Source organism: Metallumcola ferriviriculae (assembly GCF_035573695.1).
Taxonomy (GTDB): Bacteria; Bacillota; JADQBR01; order JADQBR01; family JADQBR01; genus Metallumcola; species Metallumcola ferriviriculae.
In genome coordinates, this window is the sequence record NZ_CP121694.1 from 710,401 (window position 1) to 722,429 (window position 12,029).

The 12,029-nt window shown below is 48.1% G+C and carries 11 protein-coding genes; all 11 read left to right on the forward strand.

The annotated features are described in order from the left end of the window. Positions 1–45: 45 nt before the first annotated feature. The 11 genes from secA to MFMK1_RS03680 all read left to right on the forward strand — a co-directional run bounded on the left by secA (position 46) and on the right by MFMK1_RS03680 (position 11,944). Positions 46–2,643, forward strand: coding sequence for a preprotein translocase subunit SecA (secA, locus tag MFMK1_RS03630; RefSeq protein WP_366923806.1), 2,598 nt, complete (start codon positions 46–48; stop codon positions 2,641–2,643). Between the two features lie 11 nt (positions 2,644–2,654). Next, a protein-coding gene (gene prfB, locus MFMK1_RS03635) for a peptide chain release factor 2 (RefSeq protein ID WP_366923807.1) occupies positions 2,655–3,747 on the forward strand; the annotation gives its coding sequence in 2 pieces (ribosomal slippage) (positions 2,655–2,723 and positions 2,725–3,747; 1,092 coding nt in all). Positions 3,748–3,811: 64 nt separating this feature from the next. Beyond that, complete coding sequence (locus MFMK1_RS03640; RefSeq protein ID WP_366923808.1) at positions 3,812–4,510, forward strand: LmeA family phospholipid-binding protein; 699 nt, start codon at positions 3,812–3,814, stop codon at positions 4,508–4,510. Positions 4,511–4,578: 68 nt separating this feature from the next. Beyond that, complete coding sequence (locus tag MFMK1_RS03645) at positions 4,579–4,806, forward strand: DUF362 domain-containing protein (RefSeq protein ID WP_366923809.1); 228 nt, start codon at positions 4,579–4,581, stop codon at positions 4,804–4,806. Positions 4,807–4,886: 80 nt separating this feature from the next. Then, on the forward strand, positions 4,887–5,738 hold the full coding sequence (locus MFMK1_RS03650; RefSeq protein ID WP_366923810.1) for a YitT family protein: 852 nt from the start codon (positions 4,887–4,889) through the stop codon (positions 5,736–5,738). Positions 5,739–5,805: 67 nt separating this feature from the next. Then, positions 5,806–6,618, forward strand: a complete 813-nt coding sequence (locus MFMK1_RS03655; protein WP_366923811.1) for a transketolase — start codon at positions 5,806–5,808, stop codon at positions 6,616–6,618. A gap of 13 nt (positions 6,619–6,631) precedes the next feature. After that, on the forward strand, positions 6,632–7,573 hold the full coding sequence (locus tag MFMK1_RS03660; RefSeq protein WP_366923812.1) for a transketolase family protein: 942 nt from the start codon (positions 6,632–6,634) through the stop codon (positions 7,571–7,573). A gap of 126 nt (positions 7,574–7,699) precedes the next feature. Further along, positions 7,700–8,380: a cell division ATP-binding protein FtsE gene (gene ftsE, locus MFMK1_RS03665; protein WP_366923813.1), complete on the forward strand. Its 681-nt coding sequence runs from the start codon at positions 7,700–7,702 to the stop codon at positions 8,378–8,380. Further along, a complete protein-coding gene (gene ftsX / locus MFMK1_RS03670) occupies positions 8,377–9,264 on the forward strand; it encodes a permease-like cell division protein FtsX (RefSeq protein WP_366923814.1) in 888 nt (295 codons plus the stop codon). The genes ftsE and ftsX overlap by 4 nt, the downstream gene beginning before the upstream one ends. Before the next feature lie 146 nt (positions 9,265–9,410). Beyond that, positions 9,411–10,583, forward strand: coding sequence for a S41 family peptidase (locus MFMK1_RS03675; RefSeq protein WP_366923815.1), 1,173 nt, complete (start codon positions 9,411–9,413; stop codon positions 10,581–10,583). 110 nt (positions 10,584–10,693) lie between these two features. Then, positions 10,694–11,944, forward strand: coding sequence for a PDZ domain-containing protein (locus MFMK1_RS03680; RefSeq protein ID WP_366923816.1), 1,251 nt, complete (start codon positions 10,694–10,696; stop codon positions 11,942–11,944). Positions 11,945–12,029: the final 85 nt, after the last annotated feature.

Below are 12,029 nucleotides of genomic sequence, written 5' to 3' on the forward strand. Positions count from 1 at the left end.
CCGGGTTGGATTCCTTATTTAATTATTGTGGGAGGAGCTTGATCAATGCTGAAGATGCTTCGCAGCCTACTAGATGAAAACGCGAAAGTTATAAAGAAGCTTTCTAAAATGGTCAATCAGATTAATGACCTGGAAGAGGACATGCTTGCTTTGACTGAAGATGAGCTAAAGGATAAGACGGCTGAATTTCGCAGCCGGCTTGAAGAAGGCGAAACGTTGGACGACCTTCTGCCCGAGGCCTTCGCAGTGGTGCGTCAAGCGTCCCAAAGAGTATTGGGGATGCGGCACTTTGATGTCCAATTGATGGGTGGTATGGTGCTGCACCAGGGCAGGATTGCCGAGATGAAGACTGGTGAGGGTAAAACCCTAGTCGCTACTTTACCAGTCTATCTTAATGCGCTGGCGGGCAGTGTGCACGTTGTTACTGTAAATGATTATCTTGCCAGCCGGGACAGCGAATGGATGGGTCAGCTGTATAAATATTTGGGTCTAACTGTCGGTCTGATAGTACATGGTTTAGACCATGAGCAGCGGCGGGAGGCCTATGCCTGTGATGTGGTATACGGTACCAATAATGAATTTGGTTTCGATTACCTGCGGGATAATATGGCCATGTATGGTGATCAATTGGTTCAGGGCGATTTGAACTATGCCATTATTGACGAGGTGGACAGTATCCTCATTGATGAGGCACGGACACCATTAATTATTTCCGGTCAGTCAGATAAGGCAACAGACCTTTATTATACCGTTACCAAGATTATTCCCCGGTTGAAAAAAGAAGAACATTACACCATGGACGAAAAGGCCAATGTAGTCACCCTCACCGAAGAAGGGGTGGCGAAGGTTGAGCAGATGCTGGGCGTTGAGAACCTCTATGACGATAAGCATATGGAATTGAGCCATCACGTCAATCAGGCCTTAAGAGCCCATGTAATGATGAAACGTGACCGTGACTATGTGGTTAAGGATGGTCAGGTAGTAATTGTAGATGAATTTACCGGTCGTTTGATGTTTGGACGACGGTTCAGCGAAGGGCTGCACCAATCGATTGAAGCTAAGGAAGGCGTCAAGATTGAGCGGGAATCTCAGACTCTGGCAACCATTACCTTCCAGAACTTTTTCCGAATGTATAATAAGCTGGCGGGTATGACCGGTACCGCTGAAACAGAGGAACAGGAATTTAGGAAAATTTACGGTCTTGATGTTGTGGTGATGCCCACCAACGAGCCGATGATTCGTGAGGATTTATCTGATCTGGTCTATCGTACCGAACAGGGCAAATTTAACGCAGCAGTGGAAGAAATTGCAGAAAAACATGAAATAGGGCAGCCGGTATTGGTAGGTACCATTTCTATTGAGTTTTCAGAACATCTTAGTAAGCTGTTGAAACAAAGAGGTGTTCCGCACAATGTTCTTAACGCTAAGCATCATGAAAAAGAGGCGGAAATTGTGGCCCAGGCGGGTAGGTTCGGTTCGGTAACCATTGCTACCAATATGGCCGGCAGGGGTACTGACATTGTGCTGGGAGGTAATGCGGAGTTTTTGGCTCAACAGGAACTGCCGGAAGGTGCGGAGCCGGATGAAATGGCGGCGCTGATTGAAAAGAAAAAGGAAACTGCTAAAGTGGAACGGGAAAAGGTATTAGCTGCCGGCGGTCTGCATATTATCGGTACTGAAAGGCATGAAAGTCGCCGCATTGATAATCAGCTGCGGGGTCGTTCCGGGCGTCAGGGTGACCCGGGTTCCAGCCGCTTCTATGTTTCTCTTGAAGATGATTTGATGCGGTTGTTTGGGTCTGATAATATTTCCGGCATTATGGATAAACTGGGAATGGATGATTCAACACCTATTGACCATCCTCTGATATCCCGGTCTATTGAATCAGCCCAGAAAAAAGTGGAAGCCAGAAACTTCGATATTCGTAAACATGTGCTTGAATATGATGATGTAATGAATCAGCAGCGGGAAGTTATTTATGACCAGCGTCTCAAGGTGCTGATGGGTAATAATCTGAAAGAAACTGTAATAGGTATGATTGAAACAGTAATTGACGGCACAGTTGATTTGTATGGAGCAGAGAGCAATTTCCCGGAAAACTGGGATTTGAAGAGTATGCTCGATTATGTGGAACAGCTGTTTTTACCTGGACATGACTTGACGGAAGACCAGATGAAAAATATGGATAAAGAAGATGTTCGCGAGATGTTCAAGGAAAGGGCCCTGGCTCTTTATGAGCAGCGGGAAGAGGAACTAAGCGCCGAGACGATGCGCGAACTGGAACGAATGGTAATTCTTAAGGTTGTAGACGCTAAGTGGATGGATCATTTGGATGCCATGGACCAATTGCGTCAGGGTATCGGTCTGAGGGCAGTGGGTCAGCAGGACCCATTAGTTGCCTATAAAAAAGAGGGCTACGAAATGTTTAATGATATGATTGCCAGCATTCAGGATGATGTGGTGCGTTACGTGTATCGGGTGAAAGTGGTGGAAAGACCGGAGGAACGACAGAATGTGGTAGAAAATAGATACTCCGAGGACCAGGAGATGCGTCCGGTAAGGAATGAAAATAAGGTTGGCCGCAACGACCCTTGTCCTTGTGGCAGCGGTAAAAAATATAAAAAGTGCTGCGGTAGAAATTAAGGAGGGTGAGCATGTTAGCAGAGCTCAAAACGGAACTGGAAAAGCTAAGCAAAAGAATTGAGGAACTGAGGGTTTCTCTTTGACGTAGCGGGAAACCAAGAGCGGCTGAAAGAGTTAGAGGCGGCAATGGCCAAACCTAATTTTTGGGATGATGCTGAGCAGGCCCCAAAAATGACCCGTGAAGTGGCTGCGGTAAAAGAGGAGCTCGAAACCTACAGTAAGCTTGCTTACAAGGTGGAGGAATTGGAAGTGCTGCTTGAACTTGGCCAAGAGGATGAAGATCTGGCTCGGGAGAGTACCCGGGCAGTGCAGGAATTAAAAATTAAGCTGGAGCAGGTGGAAATGGCCGTGCTTCTCTCCGGCCCATATGATAAAAATAATGCCATTGTCTCACTTCACCCCGGTGCCGGCGGTACTGAATCTCAGGACTGGGTTGAGATGCTCTTTCGCATGTATCAGCGTTGGGCTGAGATAAGCGGTTATCAGGTGGAGGTCATCGATCTGATGCCCGGAGATGAAGCTGGTATCAAGAGTGCCACTTTTATAGTCAAAGGGATTAATGCTTATGGTTATATAAGGGCGGAACGGGGCGTCCACCGCTTGGTGCGCATCTCTCCTTTTGATACTTCCGGCAGAAGGCATACTTCATTTGCGTCTGTAGATGTTACACCGGAAGTGGAGCAGGATGACGAGATTGATATTGACGAGAGTGATTTGAAAATTGATACCTATCGTTCCGGCGGCGCCGGTGGTCAGCACGTCAATAAAACAGACTCTGCCGTACGAATTACGCACCAGCCTTCGGGCATTGTGGTTCAGTGCCAGAAGGAACGGTCCCAGCATGCTAATCGACTTACCGCGATGCGTATTTTGAGGGCCAAGCTTTTTGAACAGAAGATGCGGCAGCAGGAGGAAGAAATGGCAGCGATAAGGGGCCAGCAGAAGGAAATTGCCTGGGGCAGCCAGATACGTTCCTATGTATTTCATCCGTACTCGATGGTAAAAGACCATCGTACTAATGTTGAAGTGGGAAATGTGGATGCAGTAATGGATGGTAAGTTGGATAAACTTATCTTTGCCTTTCTCAGACAGCAGTCAAGGTAATGAATTTGTTCTAAGCACCGCCTGAATTAAGGCGGTGTATAGTTTTGTACCGGGGGAATGGATCATGAAATTAAGATGGCGGTTGGTGCTGCTGCTGGTAGCATTCTTGGCTGTCGGGCAGTTTCTGCTTCCGGATGCGGCGGAGTGGGGGATTAAGAATGCTATGGTGGGCACTTATCCTAATCTGAGCCAAGCCAGGGTGGAGGTGGTCGCTCGGCCCGGCGTTAAAGTCTTAGCCGGCAGGATGGATAGGGTGCGGCTTCACGCTGAGGAGGTTGATTTTGGCTCAATTCAGGCTGCTTCAGTTGATTTAGAATTGGAGCAGGCTCGCTTGGATTTGCGTAAACTATTGTTAGACAAAAAGTTGTTTTTTAGTGCCCGTTCCCGCCGCTTAGAAGTAGAATTAAAAGAAGAAGGTATAAACCGATATTTACGGCAGGTGAATGTACCGTTAATCGGCGAGCCTACTATAGAAATTAAGGCGAAAGAAGCGTTGCTTTCTGGCAAGGTTACGCTGGTAGGCAGGGAAGTTAATATCGGCGTCCGCGGTGCCTTGACTTTAGAAGACGGCAAACTGAAATATAAGCCGGAAAGAGTATCTTTTAATGGTAAAGAGCTTGCTCCTGCCATGCAGCAGCGGCTGCTTAGCCGCATTGCATTTATTATGCCGCTAAGCAGCATGCCCGTAGAGGCATATTTTTCGAAAATGAGACAGTATCAAGGCAGGGTAATCTTAGTTTCAGAGGGAACCGGCATTCATTAGTGTTGGTATAGTAAGCCATATTTGGAGGGATAAATAAACCATACACTGGTGTATGGAGGTATTCTGGTATGGCTTATGAAATCACATCTGATTGTATAGCCTGCGGCAGCTGTACTGTAGTATGCCCCAACGGTGCTGTAGACGATGGTTATGGCAGCGATTATACCGGAAAAGGGAATTCGGCAGCTGAGGGCAGCTCAATGGGAATCCCGCATTACCGTCTCACGGATGGTTGTGACGGTTGTGGTGACTGTCTTGAGGTCTGCCCTACCGGGGCAATAATTGTAGAAACTTAGTGAAAAAACGTGATTGGGGCAGGAGTTTGTCGGCAAATTATAGAAGAATAGAGCTTTAAATAATTGGTGAGGTCTGTTTTATGAGATTAAAAGGTTTAATTAACATGTTGGGAATTACCCTGGGCGCTCTTATTACTGCTCTTGGGCTGATATTATTTTTAATTCCAAATAAGATTGCTGCTGGTGGTGTCAGCGGTCTTGCCACCGTCATTTTTTATGTGCTGAACCTGCCGGTGGGCCTTACCATGCTGGTTATTAATATACCTTTATTTCTGATCAGCCTGCGGCAGTTGGGTGTGCGTTTTGGTATCAAGACCCTTTTCGGCACGGTAATGTTGTCTGTTTTTACCGATGGACTCAACCCATTATTTACTCCTCTGACTTCCGACCCGCTGCTGGCAGCGATTTACGGCGGCATCAGTACCGGTTTGGGCTTAGGTTTGGTATTTAAGTTTGGCGCTACTACCGGCGGTACTGATTTGGCGGCACAGTTAATTCACAAGTACATAAAAGTCAGCGTTGGTAAGGGGTTACTGCTGATTGATGCCATGGTGGTAATTTTGGCAGGGATTGTTTTTGATGTGGAATTGGCCCTCTATGCATTAATTGCCTTGTTTGCTACCACCAAGATGATTGACTTGGTGCAGGAGGGGTTGGGATATGTCAAAGCTGCATTAATTATCTCTGATAAATCGGAAGAATTGGGGCGGGTCATTATTACCAAGTTAGATCGGGGGGCAACTGCTTTACATGGCCGCGGTCTCTATACCGGTAAGGACAGGGATGTCATTCTGGTGGTTCTCAGCCGCACTGAGGTTGCCAAAATAAAGGGAATGGTGCAGGCTGTTGACCCCAAGGCATTTGTTATTGTCACCAATGTCAATGAGGCGTTGGGTGAGGGATTTAAAGATATGTCCCATGAAGTCATCTAATTTTGGCTCAAAAAAGCTACATATTAAAAAGGATTATATAGTAAAACAAATTCGGGGAGGTTGCTGTATGAAGGACAACCAAAAGCTAGAGGATTTAGCGCGCAGCATTAGAAGGCATATCGTTGAGATGGTTGGTGAAGCAGGGTCCGGACATCCCGGCGGTTCTCTTTCCGCTGCGGATATTGTGACCGCGCTTTATTTTCGGGAAATGCGTCTTGACCCAGAGCGACCGGATTGGCCGGAACGGGATCGTTTTGTACTTTCTAAAGGGCATGCTGCACCGGTGCTTTATGCTACATTGGCGGAGAGAGGTTATTTTCCCCAAAAAGAGCTGCTGACTTTGCGCAAACTGGGCAGCCGGCTGCAGGGGCACCCGGATTCCAAACATCTACCCGGGGTAGAAATGGCTACCGGCTCACTGGGACAGGGGCTGTCTGCTGCTAATGGTATGGCTTTAGCAGCTAGGTTAGACGGGCAGGAAACAAGGGTATATGCACTGGTGGGCGACGGTGAAATTCAAGAGGGGCAGATTTGGGAAGCTGCCATGGCTGCGGCTCATTATAAATTGGACAACCTGGCAGCGTTTTTAGACCATAACGGGCTGCAAATTGATGGAGAAAACCGGGAAGTGATGGGTGTGGAACCGGTTGATGCCAAATGGCGTGCCTTCGGCTGGCATGTGATTGGCATTGACGGGCATGATTTCGATCAGATTTTTGCTGCTTTGGAGGAAGCCAAAAAGACCAAAGGTAAGCCGACGATGATTATTGCTAAAACCATTAAAGGCAAGGGTGTTTCTTATATGGAAAATGAGGTGGGTTGGCACGGCAATGCGCCCAAAACTGACCAAGTGGAAAAAGCTCTAGCTGAGCTTGTCTGAGGAGGTAGAGATAATGACTGAAAAAATAGCGACCAGGGAAGCTTACGGCAAAGCATTAGTGGAGCTGGGCAAGAGTAATGGGAATGTGGTGGTGTTGGATGCGGACTTGTCCAAATCCACCAAGACGGCATTATTTGCCAAGGAATTCCCCGAGCGTTTCTTTGATATGGGGATTGCCGAACAGAACATGATTGGCACCGCAGCAGGGTTGGCCCAAGGCGGCAAGATTCCCTTTGCCAGTTCCTTTGCGGTTTTTGCTACCGGCCGGGCATTTGAGCAAGTGCGCAATTCGGTCTGTTATCCGAAGGTCAATGTGAAAATCGCCGCTACCCATGCCGGGGTTACCGTAGGTGAAGATGGGGGCTCTCATCAGAGTATAGAGGATATTGCCATCATGCGGGTTCTGCCCAATATGACGGTAATTGTCCCCGCTGATGCCGAAGAAGCGAAACAAGCGGTTTTCCATGCTGCGGAAACTGAAGGACCTTTTTATATTCGGTTGGGACGTTCGGGCGTGCCGGTAATCCATGGTGGGCAGTATCGTTTCCAATTAGGTAAAGCGGAGGTCATGAAACAGGGTAAGGATGCTGCCGTGGTTGCTTGCGGGTTGATGGTGGCGGAAGCATTGGCTGCAGCTGATATGTTAGCAGCAGACGGCATTGATATTGAGGTAATCAACTCGGCAACCATCAAGCCTCTGGATGGAAAGACTATTGCCGCTGCCGCTGAGAAAACCGGGGCTGTAGTGACTGCCGAAGAGCATAGCATTATTGGCGGTCTGGGCAGTGCGGTGAGTGAACTGCTGGGTGAATGCTGTCCGGTGCCTGTGGAAAGGGTGGGTGTTACCGATAAATTTGGCGAATCCGGTGCGCCGGGTGAACTGCTTGAGCACTTTGGTTTGACAGCCGATGAAATTGCCAAGGCAGTAAAACGCGTGCTGAAAAGAAAGGCATAATTATCCAGTTTAATATTGACATATTATGCAAGGAAAATGCCTGCTGCTGTCGAAACAACTCTTTATGGGTTGTTTCTTTTTTTACCCGATTTTGATTTTGATAATGGCGAGATAGGAGTGTTAACGTTGATACAGATGTACAGTGTTTTTAAAGAATATCCCAACGGGGTTAAAGCGTTGGCAAGGTTAAACCTACATATAACCAAGGGCGAGTTTGTCTTTTTGGTTGGCGCCAGTGGTGCTGGTAAGTCATCGCTTATCAGGTTAGTTTTTCGAGAGGAACTGCCCAGTCGGGGGCAGGTGATCATCGGCGGCAAAAGCATTGCTCGGCTGCGTGCTTCCCAGGTGGCAAAGCTTCGCCGCAATATCGGCGTGGTCTTTCAGGATTTTCGTCTGTTGATGGACCGAACCGCTTTTGACAATGTGGCTTTTGCCCTGCGGGTACTGCAGTATTCCGGCAAAGAAATCAAGGCCCGGGTCCCCGAGGTGCTGGCTATGGTCGGCCTAAAAGGCAAGGAACAGTGCTATCCCAATCAACTATCCGGCGGCGAACAGCAGCGTCTGGCTATTGCCCGGGCAGTGGTCAATAACCCCAAAATTTTGGTGGCGGATGAACCCACTGGAAATTTGGACCCTGATACTTCCTGGGAGATTATGCATCTGCTGGATGAAATAAATCAGCGGGGAACCACTTTGGTGATGGCTACTCACGACCAAAGTATAGTGGACAATATGAAACGGCGCACCTTGGTGCTGAAGAAAGGTATTGTTATTGACGACCGGCGTGAAGGAGGGTACATATTATGAAATTTAGTACCTTCGGTTTTCTCGGCGGTCAAGCAGTCTCGTCTATCAGGAGAAATGGGCTGATGAGTTTGGCCTCAATTGGAATCGTTGCCGTATCCTTGTTTTTATTGGGGACATTTTTAATGATGGCCCTCAATGCGAATATGATGGCCACTGCTATCGAAACCGATGTGGAAATTGCGGTGCTGTTAGACAGTAATGCTTCTGCTGCGCAGGTGCAGTCTGTCTCGGACGATGTTTCCGCTCTCGGTGAGGTAATTAATGTTACTCATATTGCCAAGGACCAAGCGCTTGATAGCATGGAAATGCGCTTTGGGGAGGAGCATGATCTCCTTCAGTCGTTGGGAGGTATCAATCCTCTGCCGGACAGTCTGATAGTTAAGGTAAGGGAACCCCGGTTGGTGGGGGAGGTTGCCGACACCATCGGCAGGTTTAATTTTGTGGATAAGGTGCGTTACGGCCAGGGATGGGTGGAGCAGTTGTTTGCGGTTCTTGATTGGGTTCGTTGGCTGGGCGCCGGGGTGGTAGTGTTATTATCCCTGGCAGCGGTGTTTCTGATAGCGATTACGGTGCGGTTGACTGTCTTTGCTCGGAAGGATGAGATTGCTATCATGAAGTATGTAGGTGCAACCAACTGGTTTATCCGGCTGCCCTTTTTCGTTGAGGGTTTGCTGCTTGGCACATTTGGGTCGTTACTGGCCGGTATCGGTTTGTATTTCGGTTACAGCCAACTGGTGGGGTATGTCGCGGCCACGGTTAATTTTGTGCCGATGATAACTGATATGGGCTACCTGCTCAATATCTTGGTTTATCTGCTGGCGGGCGGTGCGCTGCTGGGTGCCTGCGGCAGCGCTGTATCTGTTCGCAAGTTCTTAAAGGTTTAAAAAATTCTATGGGCTGCACAGCGTTAGACTTAGCAAGAAAGGCGATTTCTTTTTACCGCTGAAATCGCTTTCTTGTATTTGTATTTATATTATTGTAACATAATACATATAAATTAGATGTATAAAGCAAAGAAAGCAGGTGGCTTATGATAAGACGCTCCATACCGCGTATTCTGACCACAGTAATTATCCTACTGTTGCTGATTACCGGGGTTTTTGGCTATGTAATTGCAACAGATTTTATGCATTTAGGCAGAATGTTAAAGGTGATTGGCTTTATCGAGACTCAGGCCATGGACCCGGTACCGATAGTAGACCTGGTGGATGGGGCTTTGGCGGGCATGGTTGACTCCTTGGAGGACCCTTATTCGGTTTATATGGAACCCAAGGTATATAAGGATTTATCTGCCCATATTAAAGGGTCCTACGGCGGTGTAGGGCTGCTTATTACGATGAAAGATAAGCAGTTGGTGGTATTATCACCTTTTAAAGGAACACCGGCGCATAAAGCCGGTATTAAGGCAGAGGATATCATCACCAAAATTGACGGTAAGGAAACAACGGGGATGACTTTGGATGATGCGGCGGAATTGATGAAGGGTAAACCCGGTACGGAAGTGGTGCTGACAGTATCCAGGGAGGGAACTGAGCCTAAGGATTATCCCATCGTCCGAGAGGAAATCGATTTACCTACAGTTACCGGTGAAATGCTGAAAACAGCTGAAGTCGATGGCATCGGCTATATAAATATTTCCATGTTTAGCGATACTACGGGCAAGGATCTGAATAAAACGCTAACAGACTTGCAGTCTAAGGGTCTTAAGGCGGTTGTGCTGGACCTTCGTAATAATCCCGGCGGTGCGTTAAATGCTGCCGTTGATGTGGCCGAAGCGTTTGTGCCTAAGGGACCGATAGTGCATATTGTCGGACGAGAAGGCACCAATGTCTATGAAGCGGATAGTGAATACCTGAATCTGCCTCTGGTGGTGCTGGTGAATAAGGGCAGCGCTAGTGCATCTGAAATTGTATCCGGTGCCATTAAGGATACCGGTACTGGCACAATTGTCGGAACAACCACTTTTGGTAAGGGCCTGGTGCAGACTGTTTACCCATTAGGTAAAGGGGCAGCGGTAAAACTAACCACCGCTAAGTATCTTACTCCTGATAAAAGAGACATTAACGAAAAGGGGATTGTCCCTGATGTGATAGTGGAGCTGGATGCGGAAACGGAACAGGAAGCGCTGCTGACCGCGCCCAATCTAGAAAAGGATTCCCAGCTGCAGAAAGCCGTAGAAATACTGGCGGGTAAACTTAAATAGCGACATGGGCTGTGGGGCTGTCGGTTCCACGGCCTTTATTTCTTGTATAGGAAGCCGAAATGCTTTTGTTCTTTGCAGCATGGAAATCAACGGATTAGGAGTGATATCTAATGCAGGAGTTTTTACCCGTGGTACCAAAGATACTGCAGGCCTTTTGGCAGATGCTGATAAATCCTATTTTTTGGCTGGTGGTAATATTTGTCGCTTATCAGTACCGCCGTTATTCGCGTATGAAGGAGGACCTTTTCGGAGTCAAAGGCGAGCCCATTTGGCAGCATACCCTGCTGGCTACGGGTCATGGGATTATCGGCGGCTTGGTGGGTAGTTTTTTAATGGTACTGGTGGGCATATCTCTTGGCGATATTGGTATCGGTTATCTATGGTTGTTGGCTGTATTGCTGATGTTTGTCAGCCCAAGGTTCCTGTGTTTTTCCTATTCCGGCGGCATTATTTCTTTAAGTTACCTGCTATTGGGCTGGCCGCGGGTGGATGTACCGCAGTTAATGGGCCTGGTGGCTATTTTACATATGGTAGAGTCGGTGTTGATACTGGTGAGTGGTCATCTGGGGGCCATGCCAATCTACACCAGGGCTAAAGACGGTCGCGTGGTGGGTGGCTTCAACCTGCAGAAGTTTTGGCCTATTCCCATTGTCGGTATGCTGCTGATGCAGCTGCCCGGGAGCCAAGTAGTGCAGGGAATGGTATCTATGCCTGAATGGTGGCCGCTGATCAAACCGAGCCTGGTGGCAAATTTGGATAATGTGGTGTATTTGATACTACCGGTGGTAGCCGGTCTTGGCTACGGCGATCTGGCCTTGACTTCCGTGCCGGAAAAGAAAAGCCGACGTACCGCTGTTTTTCTAAATATCTACAGCTTGGTGCTGCTTTTATTGGCCATTGCTGCGTCTTATTGGCCCATATTGGCAATTTCCGCCGCCTTATTCGCGCCCCTGGGGCATGAATATGTCATTAAGCTGGGGCGGCAGTCGGAATTGAAGGGTGAACCTCTTTATGTTTCCCCGGAAGAAGGGGTTATGGTGCTTGATGTACTGCGTGGGACTGCCGCTGCCAGAGCCGGTCTTAAAAGCAGTGACATTATAAAAACCATGAACGGGGCGTCCATTAATAATGGTTCCGACCTGCGCATGGTGCTGGAAAAAATAGATGAACCGCGGTTGGAGATTAGTTATATCAACCGCAGCGGTCAAAGTGTGCGCAAAGTGGTGGCGAAAGATGATCGGGAACCGTTTGGTACCATTTTGGTGCCTGAGCCCTATCAGCAGCCTCAAGTGGAATTTGGTTCAGCGGGATTGTTGGTGAGATGGTGGCGTCGACTAATGGGAAAATTAGGGCGCGGCTAATATCTGAGGGGGCCGGGCGTATGTCTGGAATAGCAGAATATGATATAATGTGCTGATAGCCCGGAATGGGCTGGGATTTGGAGGT